Source organism: Azospirillum himalayense, assembly GCF_042657465.1.
GTDB lineage: Bacteria > Pseudomonadota > Alphaproteobacteria > Azospirillales > Azospirillaceae > Azospirillum > Azospirillum himalayense.
Map to the genome: position 1 here is coordinate 1 of NZ_JBHSLC010000014.1, position 19,386 is coordinate 19,386.

At 70.6% G+C, this 19,386-nt stretch carries 17 protein-coding genes and 1 pseudogene; 3 read left to right on the top strand and 15 right to left on the bottom strand.

From position 1 onward, the window contains the following. A pseudogene (locus tag ACFPMG_RS10680) lies at positions 1-1,183 on the top strand (tetratricopeptide repeat protein); the annotation flags it as partial. A gap of 6 nt (positions 1,184-1,189) precedes the next feature. Here the strand turns inward: ACFPMG_RS10680 and ACFPMG_RS10685 are convergent. The 4 genes from ACFPMG_RS10685 to ACFPMG_RS10700 form a co-directional block, all read right to left on the bottom strand. After that, positions 1,190-2,299 (bottom strand): FkbM family methyltransferase, encoded by a 1,110-nt coding sequence (locus ACFPMG_RS10685; RefSeq protein WP_376995105.1) that lies wholly within the window; start codon positions 2,297-2,299, stop codon positions 1,190-1,192. 153 nt (positions 2,300-2,452) lie between these two features. Further along, on the bottom strand, positions 2,453-2,695 hold the full coding sequence (locus ACFPMG_RS10690) for a hypothetical protein (protein ID WP_376995106.1): 243 nt from the start codon (positions 2,693-2,695) through the stop codon (positions 2,453-2,455). Positions 2,696-2,804: 109 nt separating this feature from the next. Continuing rightward, positions 2,805-3,233, bottom strand: a complete 429-nt coding sequence (locus ACFPMG_RS10695) for a VanZ family protein (protein ID WP_376995107.1) — start codon at positions 3,231-3,233, stop codon at positions 2,805-2,807. A 100-nt stretch (positions 3,234-3,333) separates the two neighbouring features. Further along, on the bottom strand, positions 3,334-3,534 hold the full coding sequence (locus ACFPMG_RS10700) for a hypothetical protein (RefSeq protein ID WP_014200194.1): 201 nt from the start codon (positions 3,532-3,534) through the stop codon (positions 3,334-3,336). 269 nt (positions 3,535-3,803) lie between these two features. Here ACFPMG_RS10700 and ACFPMG_RS10705 point away from each other — a divergent pair, with 269 nt between their 5' ends. After that, entirely contained in the window at positions 3,804-4,520 is a 717-nt protein-coding gene (locus ACFPMG_RS10705; protein ID WP_376995109.1) for a LuxR C-terminal-related transcriptional regulator, read from the top strand. A gap of 61 nt (positions 4,521-4,581) precedes the next feature. Here ACFPMG_RS10705 and ACFPMG_RS10710 read toward each other — a convergent pair whose 3' ends face one another. The 5 genes from ACFPMG_RS10710 to ptsP form a co-directional block, all read right to left on the bottom strand. Next, on the bottom strand, positions 4,582-6,186 hold the full coding sequence (locus ACFPMG_RS10710; protein ID WP_376995110.1) for a sensor histidine kinase: 1,605 nt from the start codon (positions 6,184-6,186) through the stop codon (positions 4,582-4,584). A 143-nt stretch (positions 6,187-6,329) separates the two neighbouring features. Further along, a complete protein-coding gene (locus ACFPMG_RS10715) occupies positions 6,330-6,917 on the bottom strand; it encodes a DUF6655 family protein (protein ID WP_376995111.1) in 588 nt (195 codons plus the stop codon). 261 nt (positions 6,918-7,178) lie between these two features. Then, complete coding sequence (locus ACFPMG_RS10720) at positions 7,179-8,909, bottom strand: fructose-specific PTS transporter subunit EIIC (RefSeq protein ID WP_376995112.1); 1,731 nt, start codon at positions 8,907-8,909, stop codon at positions 7,179-7,181. 35 nt (positions 8,910-8,944) lie between these two features. Next, positions 8,945-9,913 (bottom strand): 1-phosphofructokinase, encoded by a 969-nt coding sequence (gene pfkB / locus ACFPMG_RS10725; RefSeq protein WP_376995113.1) that lies wholly within the window; start codon positions 9,911-9,913, stop codon positions 8,945-8,947. After that, positions 9,910-12,450: a phosphoenolpyruvate--protein phosphotransferase gene (gene ptsP / locus ACFPMG_RS10730; protein ID WP_376995114.1), complete on the bottom strand. Its 2,541-nt coding sequence runs from the start codon at positions 12,448-12,450 to the stop codon at positions 9,910-9,912. Before ptsP ends, pfkB begins: the two co-directional genes overlap by 4 nt. Before the next feature lie 221 nt (positions 12,451-12,671). On the opposite strand from ptsP, the gene ACFPMG_RS10735 reads away from it, so the two are divergent. After that, the gene (locus ACFPMG_RS10735) at positions 12,672-13,700 is read left to right on the top strand and encodes a LacI family DNA-binding transcriptional regulator (protein ID WP_376995115.1); all 1,029 of its coding nucleotides are present in this window, start codon (positions 12,672-12,674) and stop codon (positions 13,698-13,700) included. A gap of 125 nt (positions 13,701-13,825) precedes the next feature. On the opposite strand, the gene ACFPMG_RS10740 is transcribed toward ACFPMG_RS10735, so the two are convergent. From ACFPMG_RS10740 to ACFPMG_RS10765, 6 genes are all read right to left on the bottom strand, one after another. Beyond that, positions 13,826-14,590: a TetR/AcrR family transcriptional regulator gene (locus ACFPMG_RS10740; protein ID WP_376995116.1), complete on the bottom strand. Its 765-nt coding sequence runs from the start codon at positions 14,588-14,590 to the stop codon at positions 13,826-13,828. 91 nt (positions 14,591-14,681) lie between these two features. Further along, the gene (locus tag ACFPMG_RS10745; RefSeq protein ID WP_376995117.1) at positions 14,682-15,296 is read right to left on the bottom strand and encodes an isochorismatase family protein; all 615 of its coding nucleotides are present in this window, start codon (positions 15,294-15,296) and stop codon (positions 14,682-14,684) included. Continuing rightward, entirely contained in the window at positions 15,293-16,339 is a 1,047-nt protein-coding gene (locus ACFPMG_RS10750) for a 2,5-dihydroxypyridine 5,6-dioxygenase NicX family protein (RefSeq protein ID WP_376995118.1), read from the bottom strand. The genes ACFPMG_RS10745 and ACFPMG_RS10750 overlap by 4 nt, the downstream gene beginning before the upstream one ends. A gap of 27 nt (positions 16,340-16,366) precedes the next feature. Continuing rightward, complete coding sequence (locus ACFPMG_RS10755; protein WP_376995120.1) at positions 16,367-17,176, bottom strand: alpha/beta fold hydrolase; 810 nt, start codon at positions 17,174-17,176, stop codon at positions 16,367-16,369. A 14-nt stretch (positions 17,177-17,190) separates the two neighbouring features. Next, entirely contained in the window at positions 17,191-17,946 is a 756-nt protein-coding gene (locus ACFPMG_RS10760) for a maleate cis-trans isomerase family protein (protein ID WP_376995122.1), read from the bottom strand. A gap of 131 nt (positions 17,947-18,077) precedes the next feature. Further along, positions 18,078-19,289, bottom strand: a complete 1,212-nt coding sequence (locus ACFPMG_RS10765) for an FAD-dependent monooxygenase (protein ID WP_376995124.1) — start codon at positions 19,287-19,289, stop codon at positions 18,078-18,080. Between the last annotated feature and the right edge of the window lie 97 nt (positions 19,290-19,386).

A 19,386-nucleotide genomic window follows, 5' to 3' on the forward strand; every position in this document is an offset into this window, starting at 1 on the left:
CCAGGGCGACGCGGCGGCGCTGGCCGAGCGTGGCCGGCTGTGCGAGCGCGCCGGCTTGGTGGAGCGGGCGGCGGCGCTGCTGCAACGGGCGCTGGCCGCGCGCCCGGACGACGGGGACTCCTGGGTGGCGCTCGGCCGCGCCGCGCTGCGGCGGGGTGATGCGGCGTGGGCCGGCCGCTGCGCGCGTTGGGCGCTGCGGCTCGCCCCCGGTCTGCCCACCGGCCTGCTGCTGGCCGGCGCGGTTCGCGAGGGGCAAGGGGCCGATGGCAAGGCGCTGGCCTTCTATGACCGGGCGATCGCCGCTGCACCGGGCATCGGCACGGGCTTCTCCCGCCGGGCGATATTGCTGCTGCGCCGGGCCGTGGGCGACGCCCCGCCGCCGCGCCAACCGTCGGGCAAGCGGCGTCTGTCGGTGTCCACGCTCGGCCACGCCGGGCGGTTCGGCAACCAGCTCCTGCAATACGGGTGTCTGCGCGTCTGCGCGGAGCGGAACGGGATGGAGCTGGAAACGCCGGAATGGATCGGACGCCATCTCTACGGCCTGGACGACCCGCTTCCCGGCCCGCCGCTGCCCAGCCTGCACGAGGAGGACTGCGGCGTTCCGGCGCTGCTGGACGGGCGGACGCTGTCGGGCGCGGGCGGTCATGACGTGGTCGGCTATTTCTGCGGCGACACCACGCCGCTGGCGCCGCACCGCGCGCGGTTCCGCGCCCTCTTCACGCCGGTCGGGGCGGTGGCGGAGCGGGCCGCGGCGGCGCTGGACGGGGTGCGGGCGCGCGGGCGGACCCTGGTGGCGATCCATCTGCGCCGCGGCGATTTCGGCCGGAACGACCGGTTCTGGATCGCCCCGGAGGCTTGGTATCTCGACTGGCTGGCCGAGCTGTGGCCCAGTTTGGACCAGCCGGTGCTCTACCTCGCCACCGATGCGCCGGAACTGGCGGACCGCTTCGCCCGCTACCGCCCCGTCCTCGCCGAGGATCTGGGGGCGCCGCTGCCGGGGGTGGAGTTCTTCACCGACCACTGGATCCTGTCGCGGGCCGACCACGTCGCCGTGTCCAACAGCTCCTTCTCGGTGACGGCTGCGCTGCTCAACCCGGCGCTGCGCGCCGCCCTGCGCCCCGACCGCGAACGGGCGCGGCTGGTGCCCTTCGATCCCTGGAACGGGCCGGTCCTGCTGCCCTGACCGGCGTCAGCCTTGACGGCGGACGTAGAGCGCGTCGCCCCAGCTGTGATGGTAGGAGCTGATCTCGGCGACGCGGTCGAAGCCGTGGGCGAACAGGATGTCGTCCACGTCGGCGGCGAGGCCCGAGCCTTCATACAGCTCCGCGTAGCTCACCTCGGTCACCACCGCGTCGAACCGGGGCAGCAGGCTGTGGCAGCCGTTCAGAATCCGGCATTCCGACCCCTGCGCGTCGATCGCCAGCACGTTGAACCCCTCCGGCGCGAGGCCGTGGGACGCCAGCAGGTCCGGCAGGGTCCGGGTCTCCACCTCGATGACCTCGTCGATGGTGATGTGGGGATAGACGGTCAGATGGCCGGTCGGCTCCAGCAGGGAGCTGGACTGGCGGCTCGACATGCGGGAAAAGCGCGCCCGCCCGGCCCGGTCGGACACCGCGGCGTTCAGGCAGACGACATCGCCATGGCCGGCGAAACGGGCCTTGAGCGTGGCGAAGGTCGCCGGGTCCGCCTCGACGAACAGGACGCGGTCGGCGCCGGCCTCCCGGTAGTTGGCGTATTCCTCGCCCTCATGGGCGCCGACATGGATGATCCCGCGCGGCACGACTCCATGGCGGGGGAACAGGTCCTTGTAGCGGAACATGCCCTGGCTGCGCGCGAACAGCCGGTTCCAGTGCCGCGGGGCGACCGCCATGTGCGTGCCGCCGCGCCCGTCCTCCGGCGGCGTGCCGCGGAATTCCAGATTGCGGTCGGCGAAGCGGAACAGCGAATAGCCGTTGGCCTGCAGGCGCGCGTACAGCGCGGCCAATTGCCCATCGGCCTCGGCCTCCTCGAACTGAAGGAAGTCGATGCGGCGCAGGCGCAACAGATCGGCAGCATTGTCCAGCACCGCCAGGGCATCGCCGCAGCCGTCCAGAACCAGCCAGTCGATCTGGCGCGGCCCGACCGGACCGCACCATGCATCGAGTCCCGGTGGGGAAGACGACAGGGCGAAGCATCTCCGGCCGGTGGCGGCGTCGGTCCAACGCCCGGCACCGGTTCCGACCGCCACCAGAATGGCTTCGGGCGGCAGGAAGGCTTTCTGAAGCGAAAGACCGGGAAGGGGAAGCGTTTCGTGCTGCATCTGATCACCGTCCTGGGCCTGATTGACAGTCCCAAGGGATGATCGCAGCCGCTTCCCGTCGCCTTGGCACGGTGGCCATTGTGGAAGCGGACGAGGGGCGGGTCAACGGCGCCGCCCCGTTCACATTGGCCTTGGCCGCACCGGCTTGCGGCGTCAGGCCGCGCGGTGGAGGAAGCCCAGATGCTGCGGCGCCAGGGTGGAGGCCCACTCCTCCGCCGCGTCCTGCGCCTCGCGGCGGGTGGCGAACCAGCGGGCGTCGGGGGTCCAGCTCAGCCCCTCATGCTCCGCGTGCCAATTCCACCAACCGTCGGTGGCCTCGCAGACCGTCAGCATCACGCCGTACGCGGATTCCAGGGCGCGGGCGCCGGTCTTAGCCTTTTCGTTATGCCAGTCCATAAGCGTTACTCCAGATGTCCTGCCTTTCGGCATAGCATAGTTCGGTAGACGAACAAAACCAAAAACGGAGGAGGCTGCTCGGGATTGCCGCTCCGGACGCTGCGTCCCCTCACTCCGGTAAGGACGCAAACGCCGCGGGCTGCGTGACTATTCCATGGCGCGCGCGGCGCGCGCGTTGGATGGCGCGATGTCCCAGCCGGACGGTCATGATTCCCAGGGCGATTCCCACGGCGTCCCCGGCCAGATCGGACAGGCTGGCCTCGCGTCCCGGAACGAAGGATTGCGCCACCTCGATGGCGCCGCCGAGCGCGAAGACCGCCAGCACCGCCAGGACGGCGGCGCGCCGGCTGGCGCTGGCCAGGATGCCGAGCAGGGTGAGGAGCCCGAAGGCCCCGGCATGCACCAGCTTGTCGAAGCCGTAAAGGCCGCTGGGCGCCAACTGCGGTTGCAGCGCGGCCCAGAAGGCGATCCCCGTGAGGCCGAGAAGGGCGCAGAGCGCGAGCCGGCGCCAAACAAGGGGAAGTGGGCGGAACGTCATGACGGCCTCCTGCGACGAAGGCCATCCTGCGCGGAACAGTCTCAATAGCCGGTTAACCGCCCGATGTCCGCGCTGTGACATCAGGCGGGCAAGGCCCGGTTCAGGAGCCGGTCGCCAGCCCCATGGCAATGCCGCGCGCTTCGGTGAAGGCGGCGCGCTGCTGCACCAGCGTCCCGTCGGCGTAGACGCCCCAGCCGCTCTGCGAGCCGGTGGCGTGGTAACGGATTTCAATCCGGCGGTGACAGTCCTGCATCACGAAGTGACAGGGACTGATCTTCTTCCACATGGACACCATCGGCATGTCGGGCACCCATCCAAGCGATGAATTACGATGACTGTACCAATGGCCGATTATGGTTGCCGTGATATTAACGAGACGGCGTCCGATTCCCGCGCAAAATAGGTAGTGGCCTGTTCAGGCATGGTTTTTCGGAGTTTCCGGGCATCCGGGAGCGTCCTGGACCGGCTTTCCGGGGAGGGCATATGCCCGATGGGAGGACGTGCCTCGGACTTCATTGGTTAATATTCTACTAACGGACGGGTAGCCGGCCCGCCAACGATAGGGTAGGGTTGCTCATCTCAATCACCTTCGAGAGTGACTGGACGATGCAATCGGTCTCCATCTTTCTGATCGACGCCAACAAACTTTTCCGCGAAGGCATGAAGGCCCTCTTCTCGGAAGGGGAGTTCCGCATCACGAAAGAGGCCGCCAGTTTCAGCGACGTACCGCCGCCGGGCATGATGGAGGGCGACACGCCCGAGCTGATCATGATGGACCCGGCTTCCGCCAACGGCACGGTCCAGGCCGTCACCGTCCTGCGGGAGCAGTATCCGAGCGCGCGGCTCGTCCTTCTGGCCAGCCACCTCGACGCCCAGGAAATGGCCAACGCCATCCAGGCCGGCGCCGACGCCTTCCTGATGAAGGACATCTCCCCGGCTGCGCTGGCGCAGTCGCTGCGTCTGGTGATGATCGGCGAAAAGGTCTTCCCGACCCACCTCGCCGCCCTCCTCATCACCGGCAAGGCCGGCGCCAACACCAGCGCCAACGGCCCGACCGCGGCCAAGGGCCTGTCCCAGCGCGAGACGCAGATCCTGGAGCGCCTGCTGCAGGGTGACAGCAACAAGATGATCGCCAATCATCTGAACATCACCGAAGCGACGGTGAAGGTTCACCTGAAGAGCCTGCTGCGCAAGATCAACGCCTCCAACCGCACCCAGGCGGCCATCTGGGCGCTGGAGAACGGGTTCGGCGGCAAGGTGGAAAAGCCGATGGAAGCCGTCGCCTAAGGTTCAGGACGCCGCGCCATCCCGGAATCCGGTGACTTCGACGCCTGACACGCTGGAACGGTCAGGCTGGAAAAGTCAGAACGAAGCGGGTTCCGGGGCGGCCGCCCTGATTGGGGCGGTCGATCTCCAGCTTTCCGCCGAGCTGGCGCACCAGACCGTGCACCAGGGTCATGCCCATGCCCTGCCCCGACCCGGCGGGCTTCATGGTGCCGGCGCCGTCCGGCAGACCGGTTCCGTCGTCGGTCACCGTCAGCCGGCGGTCGTTTCCGCAGGCTTCGAAGCGGACCGTCACCGTCCCCTGCTGTTGCGCGCCGAAGGCGTGCTTCAGGGCGTTCAGCACCAGCTCCGTCACGATCAGCCCCATGGACGAGGCCTGCGCGGCGGGCATCGGGATTCCGTGCGCGGCGTCGATGACCAGGGTGCAGCGGCCCGAATCGATGAAGGCGCCGGTCAGGCTTTCCCCCAGCCGTTGCAGATAGTCGGCCGCGTCGAGCGTGGCGAGGTCGTTGCGCGTCGCCTCGAACAGGCGGCGCTGCACCAGCGCCATCGCCTGGATTCGTGAGAAGGCCTGCTCCACCGCCTTGCGCGCCGCCGGGTCGGTGACCGTGGCGGTCTGCATCGACACCAGCCCGTGCAGAAGCTGGAAACTGTTCATGATGCGGTGGCTCATCTCGTGGGCCACCAGCTCGCTGCGGCGGGCCTCGTCCAGCGCCGCGGCCAGGCCCTGCGCCGCCCGCTTTTCCGCGTCGATGTCGCTGACCACGGCGACGACGCCGGTGATCCGCCCGTCGCCGTCGCGCAACGGGGCCGCCGACACGCGCGTCCAATGCTCCGTCCCGTCGGCGGCACGGTGCAGGAAATCCATGCCGGGCACCACGATCTCGCCCCGCAAAGCGCGCGCGCCCGAGAAATCCTTGCGCTCGACCGGACGCCCGTCGGGGTGGAAGGCGCGCCAACGCGACGCCTCCCGGTCGTCGGCGGAGGGCAGGGAGCCGTTCGTGTAGTCGCGCATCAGCCGGTTGTTGCGGGTGGTGCGGCCCTGCGCGTCGTAGACGGCGACGCCGACCGGCAGATGCTCCAGAACCGAGGACAGCAGCGCCTCGCTGGACTGGCGCTCCCGCTCCGTCCGGTCCCGCTCGATCAGCAGGGCGACGGTGTGGGTCAGCAGATCCACCGTTTCCAGATCCGGCGGGCCGGGGACGCAGGGGACGGCGTGGAAGATGGTGAAGGTGCCCAGGATCGCACCGCTGACCGCGCGGATCGGGGTGGACCAGCAGGCGGCGATGCCATGCTCGCGCGCCAGCGCGTGGTGGGGCGCCCAGTGCGGGTCCAGCGCGACATTCTCGACCACCACCCGTTTTCCACTGTGGGCGGCCTGACCGCAGGAGAGGGCTTGCGGGCCGATCGCTGATCCGTCCATCGCCCGCGCGCAGGAGTCCGGCAGGCCCGCCGCCACGCCGAGGCGCAGGGTAAGGCCGTCCTCGTTCACCAGGAAGATGGCCGCCCGCGCGCCGAGCTGTTCGGCGCCCGCCCGGACCAGCAGGGCCAGCACCTCGTCCAGCCCGGCGCCGCCGATCGCCCGCTCCAGGGCGGTCTTCTGGGCGAGCAGCAGCCGTTCCGATCGTCGGACGCCGCCGCTGTCCCGCTCCGCCCCATGATCGTCCACTGTGCCGTCGCCTTTGCGCTTGATGCCGCACCCCGCGGGGCCACGGCATGGTACGCGTCCACCCCCAGCCGCGCCAGAGAATGCGGCTATGGCTTTGGGCGAACGCAAAATTCGCGCGGACATGTCCGCGTCGGTCGGTGTCGTCAGTTGGTCTCTTCGGGGTAGGGGGGCGAGGTGCGCCAGGAGAACAGCGTCATCGCCCGGTAGCTCTGCTCCCCCGACAGGCCGTAGGCCGGCTCCGTCGAGGCGACCAGGGCGCCGCTCCGGTTGTCGTAGGCGAAGGCGGAGAATTTCGCGACCGCCTGGTTCTCGGTGGAGCTGTAGACCGACGCTTCCGGCAAGGTGATCGTGCCGGGCAGGGTGATCGGGGGAATGCCCAGCACCGTTTTGCTCTGGTTCACCGACAGGGCGCCCAGCCGGATCTCGATGATCGTGTCGGCGGCGGCCCGGTCGGGGACGAGGCGGATGCCCTGGCGCAGCAGCGATTCCTTGATCGCGCTTGCGGCGTATTTGGCGTCGGTGCCATCGAAGTTTCCGGTGTCCAGAAAGGCCCGCTTGTCCGCCGGCAGGTCCAGCCGCAGGCGGTCGGCGGCGTTGTCGGCGGCGCTGGAGATCAGGAGCTGTTCGGTGGCGGTCCGGGACGGAAGGCTTTCCTTCACATCGGTGCATCCGGCGGCCAGGGCCGCGGCGGCCGCCAGCGCTGCAAGGATCATCGGTCTGTTGCGGGGCATTCGGGTCCTCGTGCTTTTCGCCTCCGGCTTCTCAGGTTCGCCCGGGCTGGGCAAGGGAGAGATTTGTGACCGGTCCCGCACACCGCAGAACACACTGGGCAAAAAAAAGCCACGCACGGGAACCGTGCGTGGCCTGAGTCTAGGGAGGAAACGCCCTATAGAGCGTGCTGCCGAGGCAGCAAAACAAAGATAGGGCCGGGGAAGCGTTCTGTCCAGGGGTTATGTAAACGTTTTCATCTCGGCGATGCTTTCGCAGCGCTGTTACGCCGTCACCACGGTACTGACCGGACGCTTCAGGACGCGCAGCGCCACCGCCGTGGTGAGCGTCCCGGCGACCAGCGCCACGACGTAGCCAGCCAGATGGGTGACGGCGTTGGGGATGGGCAGGACGAAGATGCCGCCATGCGGAACCTTCAGCTCCGCCCCGATGCCCATGGAGATGGCGCCGGTCAGCGCCGCGCCGAGCACCAGCGCCGGGATGACGCGCAGCGGGTCGCGGGCGGCGAAGGGGATGGCGCCCTCGGTGATGAAGGCGATGCCCAGGATGCCCGCGGCGTTGCCGGCCTCCCGCTCCTCCCGGGTGAAGCGGTCGGCGAACAGCTTGGTGGCGAGGGCGATGCCCAGCGGCGGCACCATGCCGGCGGCCATGGCCGCGGCCATCGGGGTGTAGACCTGGGAGGCGATCAGGCCGGTGGAGAAGGCGTAGGCGGCCTTGTTGACCGGCCCGCCCATGTCGAAGGCCATCATTGCACCGATCAGCAGGCCGAGCAGGATCGCGCTGCTGCCCTGCATGCCCTTCAGCCAAGTGCTCAGCGTCGCCAGGGCCTCGGCCACCGGGGCGCCGACCACGTAGATCATGGCGAGGCCAGTGATCAGCGAGCCGAGCAGCGGCAGGATCAGCACCGGTTTCAGCCCCTCCAGATTCTTGTGCAGCTTGATGTTGCGGTTGAGGAAGCTGGTGGCGTAGCCGGCGATGAAGCCCGCGACGATGCCGCCGAGGAAGCCGGCGCCGAGGTTGGCGGCCAGGATTCCGCCGACCATGCCCGGCGTGATGCCCGGCCGGTCGGCGATTGAAAAGGCGATGTAGCCGGCCAGCGCCGGGACCATCAGCGCGAAGGCGCCCTTGGCCCCGATCTGGAACAGCGCGTTGCCCAGCGTGCCCTGCTGGCTGTCCTCGAACACGTAGATGCCGCCGAGCGCGAAGGCGATGGCGATCAGCAGGCCGCCGGTCACCACGAAGGGCAGCATGAAGGACACGCCGGTCATCAGATGCTTGTAGGGGCCGCTGCGCTGCGCCGCCGCCGGCTCCGCCTTGCCCGCCGCCACGCTGTCGGCTGGCGCCGGGGCGGCGCCGTGGGGCTGCGCCTCGGCCAGGGCGCGTTCGACCAGGGCGCGGCCGTCGTTGATGGCGGGCTTGGTGCCGCTCTTGAAGACGCGCTTGCCGGCGAAGCGGGCGAGATCGACCTGCGTGTCGGCGGCGATCAGCACCACGTCGGCCTCGCGGATCTCCTGCTCGGTCAGCGTGTCGCGGGCGCCGACCGAGCCCTGGGTCTCGACCCGCACGGCGTGGCCCAGCGCCTGGGCGGCCTGCTGGATGCCCTCCGCCGCCATGAAGGTGTGGGCGATGCCGGTGGGGCAGGAGGTGATGGCGACGATCTTCTTCGTCTCCGTCCGGACCGGGGCTTGGGCCGGGGCGGCCAACGCCTGTTCCAGCACCGCCCGCGCGTCGCGCAGCACGGCGTCGAGCGCCGCGGCACTGCGCTTCAGCCCGGCGAAGCGCTCCTCGCCGAGATCGCCGGAGCCGACGAGGATGACCCCCTGCGCGCCCTGCGCCGCCCCGGCGGGCAGCGTGTTGCGGACGCCGAGGCTGGAGCGCACCTCCACCTGTATGGTGTGGCCGAGCGCCGCCGCGGCCTTGCGCAGCGCTTCGGCGGCCAGGACGGCCTGGGTGCTGAGATCGCCCGCCGCGATCACGGCCAGCATGTTCGCCATGGTTTCCTCCCGAGCGGTCGCCCGCTCCCCGTTCATTAAAGCGTTGATATGTCGACCTGTCCGGCCAGGGCGCGGACCGCGTCCGCCCCCGGCAGGTTGGGTCCGAAGCAGCCGAGCTTCGCCGTGGCGAAGGCCACGGACAGGCGGGCGATGCCCTCCAGCGGCGCGTCCGCGCCGAAGGCGGCGATCAGCCCCGCCACCATGGCGTCGCCGGCCCCCACCGTGCTCAGCGCGTTGACCGCCGGCAGCCGGGCGTGCAGCGCCGGGCCGTCGGCCACGAACAGCGCGCCGTCCGCCCCCAGCGAGACCACCACGACCGCCACGCCGTTCCGGTGCAGGCCGCGCGCCGCCTCCAGCAGGTCGGCGGTGGCGGGCAGGGGCGCGCCGGCCCAGGCCTCCAGCTCGTGCCGGTTCGGCTTGATGCAGAAGGGCAGGTCCGGGGCGGCCAGCGCCGCCGCCAGCGGCGGGCCGCTGCTGTCCAGCACGACGCGGGCGCCCTGGGCGCGCAGGTCCGCCGTCAGCGTCGCGTAGCTGTCCGCCGGTAGCCCGTCCGGCAGGCTTCCCGCCAGCAGGACCGGCGTGCCGGGCAGCACCAGCTCCCGCAGGGTGCGGCGGACGCGGTCGAGCGCGTCGGCGTCGGCGTCGGCGGTCAGGCCGGGCAGGTTGAGGTCGGTGGTGTCGGCGGCGGCGAGGTCGGCGATCTTGACGTTGACGCGCGTCTCGCCGGGCAGCCGGACGAAGCGGTCGGCGATGCCCTTGGCGGCGAACAGCGCCTCGAAGGCGGCGGCGTTGCCGCTGCCCAGCAGGCCGGTGGCGACGACGGGCGTGCCCCAGTCGGCGAGGCAGCTCGCCACGTTCACGCCCTTGCCGCCGGCGTTGCGCCGCACGGCGCTGGCCCGGTGCACATGGCCGGGGCGCAACGCCTCGACCGTGATGGTCTGGTCGATGGCCGGGTTCAGCGTGACGGTGACGACGGGCCGGATGTCTTCTTCGCGCGTGCTCATGCCTCACCTCCGTCGAGCGCGCGCACCGCGTCGGCTGTCTCGCACTCCAGCGCCCGTTGTGCGGCGTCCTTCAGGGCGGACAGGTCGCTGCCGCGCAGCCGGTCCTTCACGGCGGGAATGTCGCGCGGCGTCATCGACAGCTCGCGCACGCCGAGCCCGGTCAGCAGGGCCGCGCCGAACGGGTCGCCGGCGATGCCGCCGCAGACGCCGACCCAGCGGCCGTGCCGTTCCGCCCCCTCCACCGTCAGGCGGATCAGCCGCAGGACGGCGGGGTGCAGGCTGTCGGCCTCCGCCGCCAGTTCGGGGTGCTGGCGGTCGATGGCCAGCGCGTATTGCGTCAGGTCGTTGGTGCCGATGGAGAAGAAATCGACATGGCGGGCCAGAACGTCGGCTTGGATGGCCGCCGCCGGAACCTCCACCATGATGCCCAGCGGCACGGCAGGGGCGTCCAGCTCCGCCCGGATGCGGTCGCAGGCGGCGCGCAGGGCCTGCACCTCGCCCAGCGCCGTGATCATCGGGAACATGATCGACAGGGCTCCGCTGTCCTTGGCCCCACCATCTTTGGCAGCGCGGTAGAGGGCGCGGAGCTGCGTCTCCAGAAGCTCGGGCTTGCGCAGCAGCAGGCGGGCGCCGCGCACGCCGAGGAAGGGGTTCTCCTCGTGGGGAAGCTGGAGGTGCGGCACCTGCTTGTCGCCGCCGATGTCCAGCGCGCGGACGATCAGCGGACGGCCCTCCAGCGCGGTCAGCATGCCGCGGTAGGTCTCGTACTGCTCGTCCTCGCTCGGGGCGTCGCCGCGCTCCAGGAACAGGAACTCGGTGCGCATCAGCCCGACGCTCTCCGCCCCCTGCGACAGGGCGACGGCCACCTGATCGGGGCGGTTGACGTTGGCGCCGATCTCCATCGCGTGGCCGTCGCGGGTGCGGGCGGGCAGGCCGCGCCGGGCCTCCTCCTCGGCCTTGCGGGCCTCCTCCCGCGCGATCCAGGCGCGGGCGTCGGCAATGTCGGCCTCGGCGGGGGACAGGTGCAGGCGCCCGGTCTGCCCGTCGAGGATGGCCGGGGTGCCGTTCGCCAGCTCCATCAGCGCCGCGCCGCCCGCCACCATCGCGGGAAGCCCCAGCGTGCGCGCCAGGATGGCGGTGTGGGAGGTCGGACCGCCCTGCGCCGTCGCCAGCCCGATCACCCGCGCCATGTCCAGCGCCGCTGTGTCGGAGGGCGATAGGTCCTCGGCGATCAGGATGCAGGGAGTGTCCGGCAGGTCCGGCGCGCCGCCGGTGCGCAACGCCGGGTCGATGCGCGCCAGGACGCGCTGGCCGACGTCGCGCAGGTCGGCGGCGCGGGCCGCCAGCACCGGGTTGTCGAGCGCGGCCAGCCCGGCGGCGGTGCGCTCCACCGCCTGATGCCAGGACCAGGCGACGCCGTGCCCCTCGACCATCAGCTGGCAGGCCAGAGTCACGAGGTCGGTGTCGTTCAGGATTTCCGCCTGGGCGGTGAAGATCGCCGCTTCGGACGGTCCGAGCCGCCGTGCGGTGTCGTCGGCCAGCACCTTCAGGGTCTGGCGGGTCAGGCTCAGCGCTTCGTGCAGGCGGTCGCCGCCCTCGATCAGCGGCACCGGCTCGTCGGGAACGGACACCACGGCGCGGGGCAGCACATGCACGGGGCCGATGGCGAGGCCGGGGCTGGCGGCGATTCCCGGAACGGCGGGCAGCGGGTTCGGCGGCGTCCAGCCGCGTGCGGGGGCGCGGGCCTTCTGCGCCGCGGCGGCGGCGTCCGCCTTCTCCCGCGCGGTCAGGCGGGTGATGGTCGCCTTCATGCGGGCCAGCGCCGCCACGGCGTCATCGCCCTCTGCCGAGACGACCACGCTGTCGCCGGCGCGCAGGCCGAGCTGGAGCAGCGCCACCAGCGCCTTGGCGTCGGCCACCAGATCGCCGTGGCGGACCTGGATACGGGCGGCCGAGGCGCGCGCCGTCTCCACCCAGGCGGTGGCCGGGCGGGCGTGCAGGCCGGTGGGGTAGTCGACCACCCAGTCGAAGCGCTCCGCCAGATCGCCGCCCGGCGTGGTGGGGGCGGTCACGGGCGCGTCCTCGCTGAGGGCGGCGGCGAGGGCGGTGGGGTCGGCGACGGTGAACAGGGCGGTCAGCCGCGCCTCGTCCTGCATCAGCCGGGTCAGGCGGCGCAGCACGGCGATGTGGGCGTCGGACTGGGCGGCGATGGCGACCACCAGATGGGCCGTCTGGCCGGGATTCCAGTCGATGCCGCCCGGCACCTGGAGGACGGCGATGCCGCTGCGGCGGACCAAGCCGCGATCCTCCACCATGCCGTGGGGGATGGCGACGCCATGGCCGAGGAAGGTGTTCGCCACCGCTTCCCGGCGCAGCATGCTGGCGGCGTAGGCCGAATCAATGCAGCCGGCGGCGATCAGCAACTGGGCGGCCTCGCGGATCGCCTCCTCCTTGCCGGCGGGACTGGCGTTCAGTCGCAGCAGATCGGGCCGCAGCAGATCGGTGGGCATGATGGCGGTGTTGGCGTCGGGGGCCATGGCGGGTCCGTCTCCTCCGTTCGGTTTGGCGCCGGGCGTTCTTGGGCGTCGTCCTTGCAGCGCTGTTATTGAAAACGATTACATCAGGCTCTGTCAACGGAGTTTGCATTGAATCCGTGGACTCCTTCGGGCAGACTGCGCCGTATGGGGCGGTGGATTGGCCCTAAGGGATGGAAACGATTTCAAAAACACTTTCAAGACGGATCGGTGGCCGCATCATCATGAGCGACAGCGTCAAAGCCACCAGCATCAAGGCCATCGGTATCAAGGACGTCGCCCGCGAGGCCGGCGTCTCGGTCGCCACGGTGTCGCGGGTGCTGAGCAACGGCCCGGTCAGCGACGCGCTGCGCGCGCGGGTGGAGGACGCGGTGCGGGCCACCGGCTACCGCCCGAACCTGTCGGCGCGGCGGCTGCGCTCGCAGCATTCCCAGACCATCGGGCTGATCGTCTCGGACATCCGCAACCCCTTCTTCACCGCGGTCAGCCGCGCGGTGGAGGACGCCGCCTTCCAGGCCGGCATGCGGGTGATCCTGTGCAACACCGACGAGAACCCGGAGCGGGAGGCCATGTACCTGCGGCTGATGCAGGAGGAGCGGGTGACCGGCCTGATCTTCGCGCCGACCCGCGCGACGCTGGCCCAGCTCGACCGGGCCGACCTCGATTTCCCGGTGGTGCTGATCGATCGCAGCGCGCCCGCCGGGCGCTTCGATTCGGTGGTGCTGGACAACCCGCAGGCCGCCGCCCTGCTGGTCGATCACCTGCATGGCCAGGGCTACCGCCGCATCGCCGGCCTGTTCGGCAACACCAGCACCACGGCGGTGGAGCGCCACGCCGGCTATCAGGCGGCGCTGGCCGCCCACGGTCTGCACGCGGAGGCCCGCTTCGTCCCGCCGACCGCCGAGGCGGCGGAGGCGGAGATCGCCCGTTGGCTGGCGGAGGCCCGGCGCTCCGGCGCCATGCCGGACGCGGTGATGGTCAGCAACAGCCTGCTGCTGATGGGGGTGGTGAAGGCGACGCGGACGCTGGGGCTGGCGATTCCCGGCGATCTGGCGGTGGCCGGCTTCGACAACGAGCCGTGGACGGAGCTGGTCGGCCCCGGCCTGACGGTGATCGAACAGCCGGTCCACGAGATCGGGCGCGCGGCGATGACGCTGCTGTTCGAGCGGCTCGACGACCCGGAGCGGGCGACGCGCAAGGTCGTGCTGTCGGGGACCTGCGTGGCGCGGGGATCGACGGGCGGGGTGGGGTGAGTGGTTGCGGCGGTGCCCCCCTCCTGACCTCCCCCCGCTTCGCAGGGGGAGGAGAAAAAGCCCTCCCCTGCAAAGCGGGGGAGGGTTGGGTGGGGGCTCGATGAAACCACCCTCCCCAATCACTCCTACCCCCGCTTCCCCCGCCCCGGCGCCCGCGCCGGTTCCGGCACCGGGGCCAGCATGCCGGCGCTGACGAAGCTGCTGATTTCCGTGATGATCTCGTCCGGGTCGCCGGGGTTGCAGATGCCCGGCGCCAGCTCCTCCAGCCGGTGGGTGTCGGAGAAGGCGTAGAGATAGGCGCCGATCATCAGCGTCATCCGCCAGTAGACGTCCCGCTCCGACAGATGCGGCAGCGCCTCCTTCAGCGCGGCGGCGAAGATGCGGGTCGAGGCGTCGTAGGCCTCGTTGCGCAGCTTGTAGGAAATCTCCGGCGGCTCGGTGTGCAGCCGGGCCTGGAGCCGCATGAAGGTGCGGCCCCCCTCCGTCTCGCGCATGGCGAGCGCCGGCATCAGGAAGGCGTAGACGATGTCGCGCACCGGCGGCGGCGCAGGGCCGCGGCGCAGCGCCTCCAGCCGCTCCATGCGCTCGTCGGCGATCTTCCGGCCGCGGCGCAGGAAGACCTCCTCGAACAGCCCGTGCTTGGACCCGAAATAGTAGCTGATGAGGGCCTGGGTCACCTCGGCCCGGTCGGCGACGTTGCGCAGGCTGGTGCCGGCGTAGCCGAGGTTGGCGAACTCCAGCTCCGCCGCGTCCAGGATCTGGTCGCGCACGTTGCTGGTGCCCTCCGGACGGCCCGGGCCGGCGCGGCGGCCGCGCGCGGGCCGGCCCCGCGCGGTGCTGCTCTCCGGCGCGGTGTCGGCGACGGGCGCGCTGTCCTGGACTTTGCTCATCGGTCGGCTCATTTCACTCCCGGCGGCACTCTTCGGATGGAAAGTCTAACATGGTGCAACGCCTGATCCTCTTTTCAACCCCGACCGCGTCTCACAAGGCGAGAATGCGCTCCGCCGGGACCACGTCGCCGTATTTCTGGCCGATGTCGAACAGGTTGGCCTCGTGCGGCGCCAGGGCGCGGTCGCCCACGCAATCGGCCATGACGACCGGACGGAAGCCGTGGCACATGGCGTCCACCACGCTGGCCCGCACGCAGCCGCTCGTCGTCGCTCCGGCGATCAAAAGAGTCTCGACGCCGCGCTGTGTCAACCATGGCGCCAGCCCGGTCCCGAAAAAGGCCGAGGGAACCGTCTTGCGCACCACCAGCTCCCCCGGCACCGGAGTCAGCTCCGGCACGATGGCGCTGATGGTCGCGTGCTCGGTCAGGGTCTGCATGCCCGGCACCTTGATGGAGAAGACGTTCCCGTCCGACCCGTCGTCGGCGTAGACGATCCGGCTGTGGGCGACCGCCCAGCCCATGGCGCGGGCCTTCTCCAGCACCTGCGCCGTGCGGGCGATGGCCGGCGCGATGTTGCCGCCGCCGAACACCGCCGGGTCGGCGAAGCCGTTGACGAAATCGACGATCAGCAGCCCAATCCGGCCCTGGATGCCCAGCGATCGGCCGAAGCCCTGCCGCTCGTAGACGGCCTGTTCCGAAACACTCATGCCAATTCCTTTCCGACGAGCAGCTTGCCCTCGCGGACGACCGCGCGCCCGTCCAGGCGGACGGTGCAGTTCCGCATGGGGATGTCGATGTGGCAGGCGGTGGTGCGCGACCCGCCCGCCTCGTTGTTGGGGCCGAGCGAGAACAGGAAGTTCCCGGCGAAGGCCCGCGCGTCCATGCCCAGCGTCTGCTCCCGGTCGTAGAGGCCGAGCGTCGACCAGCGCGCCCGCTTCTGCGTGCCCCAGCCGATGTGGGAGATGGCGTAGGCCTCCGGATCGGCGAAGGCGTCCATGTAGTCGTTCAGCAGATCGGCATCCAGCCCGCCGGTGATGGCGGTGACGTAGCCCTTCTCCACCGTCATCTCGATTTGCGAGGTCAGGTAGGACTTCATCGGCAAGAGGATGTCGCCCTTGTCGAGGACGATCCGTCCGCTCGCCTGCCCCTCGTTGGGGAAGGTGAAGCCGAAGCCGCTCGGCCAATGGTCCCAGCGCCCCGGTTCGTCGACGAAGCCGTATTCCTGCACCGTCGGGAACTCGCCGATGGGCAGGCGCAGGTCGGTGCCGGCCCGCGAGGTGACGTGCATCTCCTTCGCCGCCTTCAGCAGCGCGGTCGCCTCGCCGACGGTCGCCTTGTCCTCCAGGCTGGGCAGCAGGCGGACGAGAACCTCCGGCGGCTCGACGGCGAGCAGGATCTTGGTGCCGCTCTCCAGGATCTCCATCTGCTCCGGCGAGAAGAGGAGGGTCATCAGGTCCAGCACCAGATCGCTTTCCTTCAGCGCGGCCATGGCGGCGCGGTTTCCGGTCAGCGGGGTGGTGCCGAGATAGGCAAGGCTGTCGCGGCTGTGGGCGTGCTCCGCGTTCACCGGCGGCAGGTCCAGCCGGTTGACCCGCGCGCCCAGGGTGGAGGCGGCGATCAGGGCGGTGCGCAGGGTCTGCGGATGGGTGCCGTCGCTGGTCAGGACGGTGACCACCTCCTGCGGCTTCAGCTTCGACAAGGTCAGAACATGGGTCCAGGCGCGGACCATATCGGCGTCACTGACGGGCATGATGCGTGTCCCTTTCCGGATGGGCGGTCAGACGGCGGTGCCGAGGAAGGTTCCGAAGGCGCGGTAGAAGCCCTCCGCGTCGTCCCAGGGGATCATGTGCCCGGCCCCCTCGACGCGGGTGACGGCCAGCTCGGGCTGGAGCCGGTGGATTTCCGCCTCCTCCTCGGGCCGGATCACGTCGCCGCGCCCGGCGGCGATCAGCAGGGCCGGGCAGGGGATGCGCGGGAAATCCGCGTGGATGTCGTCGGTCTGGAAGTCATTGAAGGCGGTGACGATGGCCCGCTCGTCGCAGGTGTGCAGCCATTCGGCGCGCAGGCGGAGCTGGTCCTCCGTCCAGGTCGGGCAGAAGGGCCGCATCGCCTCCAGGTCCGCGCCCTCGCGCATCAGGCGGATGGAGTCCACGTACCAGGGAAGCTGCGCCGGGTAGGGGCGGCGGCCCGGCCCGGAAACCGGCGGATCGACCATGACCAGCCGCGCCGGGGCGGCGCCATGGCGGCTGACCGCGCGCAAGCCGATGCGCGCGCCCATGGAGTGGCCGACCAGCGCGTAGTCGCGCAGGCCCAGCGCCTCGGCGAAGGCCGTCACGTCGGCGGCCATGGCGTCCAGTCCGTAATCGAGCGCGCCCGACGCCTCCGACAGGCCGCGCCCGCGAACGTCGAGCACGTAGGTGTCGAAGTTGCGCCCGAAGCGCTCCGCCACGAAGCCCCAGGTGACGGCGGGGCTGGTGATGCCGGGCACGATCACCACGGGACGCCCTTGGCCGCCGTAGCGCAGGTAATGCTGGCGGATGCCGTTGGCGCGGACGTTCGCGCCGTAGCGATAGGTGCTGCTGGTCATGGCGTAACCCCCGCTCAGTAGGCGCCGGAGAGCAGGGCGCCGGCGCCCGGAACGCGCGTCGGCAGGCCCAGCGCCTTCAGCTTGGCGTAGGTGGTGGCGACGGCGGCGCTCAGCACCGGCTTGCCGGTCATCGCCTCGACCTGCGCGATGGCGGGCAGCGACGGCATCTGGACGCAGGCCGACAGCACCACGGCGTCCACCCCGGCGGTGTCCATGCCGGCGACGATCCCCGGCAGGCGGGACGGGTCGTGGCGCCCGACCTCCAGATTGTCGGGGATTTCCAGTGCGCGCCAATCGGCGACCTGCACGCCCTCATGCTCGATGTAATCGACGACGAGCTGGGCCAGCGGCTTCATGTAGGGGGCGACCAGGGCGATCCTCTTGGCGCCCAGCACGTGCAGCCCGTCGACGAGCGCGCCGGCGCTGGTGATGACCGGGGCCGTCCCGCCGTTCTCCGCGGTGCGCCCGTGCAGCCGCTCCTGCGAAACGCGGTGGTAGCCCTTGCCCATGCTCATGATGGCGACGAGGCAGGCGTAGCCCAGCACGTCGACGCGGGCGTCCGACAGCTCCAGCGCGCAGCGGTCGGACTCGGCGTCCATGGCGGCGAGTTCCTCCTTCTTCACCGTCTTCATGCGCATGCGGCTGGAATGGAAGGTGAAGCGGGTGCCGTGCGCCAGCGCGTGGGCGGTCAGCATCGCCGGGATTTCCGTCTCCATGGTCGTGTTGGAGCTGGGGACGATCTGGCCGATGCGATAGGTCTTGCTGTTCATGGTCGGTCCTTGGAGAGGTCTTGCGGCGGCTGGCCCCCACCCCGGCCCTCCCCCGCTCTCGCAGGGGAGGGAGTTTTGTCCCCTCCCCTGCGAAGCGGGGGAGGGTTAGGGTGGGGGCAAGCGACGCCCACTCACGCCACGAGGCGCGGCTTGTCGGAGAGGTTCGGGCGGAAGGCGCGGGCGTCGTACTGGTAGACCCAGTTGGCCTGGATGCCGGTGGCCTGCGGGTTGAACAGCCCGCGCAGCCAGTACATGAAGTCGCGCTTCGCCTGGGCCAGCGGGGACGGCAGGTGGTAGGTCCGCCCGCGCTCCCGCGCCTCCAGCTGGACGCGGCTGGTGCGGGGAAGACGCTCCGCCTCGTAGTCGCGCAGCGCCGAGGCCACGTCGCCGCCGTGCCCCTTCAGGGATTCGGCCAGCACATAGGCGTCCTCGATCGCCATGGCCGCCCCCTGCGAGAGGAAGGGCAGCATGGGGTGTGCCGCGTCGCCCATCAGCGTGATGCGGCCCTTCGACCAGCTCGTCATCGGGTCGCGGTCGAACAGGCCCCATTTGTAGACCTGGTCCACCTTGCTGAAGAGAGTCTCCACGTTGCGGTGCCAGCCGCGGAAGGCGCCGAGCATCTCCTCCTTGCTGCTGGGGGCGTTCCAGGACTCCTCCACCCACTCCTTGGTCTCGGCGACCGCCACGATGTTCACGGCCTTGCCGCCGCGCACGTAGTAGGTCACGACGTGGCTGTGCGGCCCGAACCAGAAGGAGGCGTCGGGGCTGACGTAGTCCACCACCCCGCCGGTCGGCACCACGGCGCGGTAGCACATGTGGCCGGTGAAGCGCGGCGCCTCCGGCCCGAACAGGGCGGAGCGCACGACGGAGCGCACGCCGTCGGCGCCGACGATCAGGTCGGCCTCGTACTCGCTGCCATCGCTGAAGCTGGCGACCGCCGTGCTCTTGTCCTGGCGCACGCCGGTGCAGCTCACCCCGAAGTTGGCGACGCTCTCCGGGACCAGAGAGGCCAGGATGGCGTGCAGGTCGGCGCGGTGGATGTGGATGAAGGGCGCGTCGTAGAGCACCGGGCAGGTCTCGATCAGCGGCGTGCGGAACGTCTCCCGCCCGCTGCGCCAGTTGCGCCCGACCAGCGATTGCGGCAGGAAGCCGGCGGCCAGCATCTTGTCGAGCAGACCCAGCGACTTGATGACCTTCACCGCGTTCGGCGTCATCTGGATGCCGGCGCCGATCTCGCCGAAGCCCGGCGCCCGCTCGAACAGGCGGACCTCGAAGCCGCGCTGGAGCAGGCTGCCGGCCAGCGCGACGCCGCCGATGCCGCCGCCGACGATGCCAATTCGCATGTTGGTTCGCACTCTTGCCTCCTGAAGGACGGCGACCGAGAATTGTTCGGTCGTTCGTTTAATTATTCGTGACACGGCCTTTCGCCGTGTGGCGGCC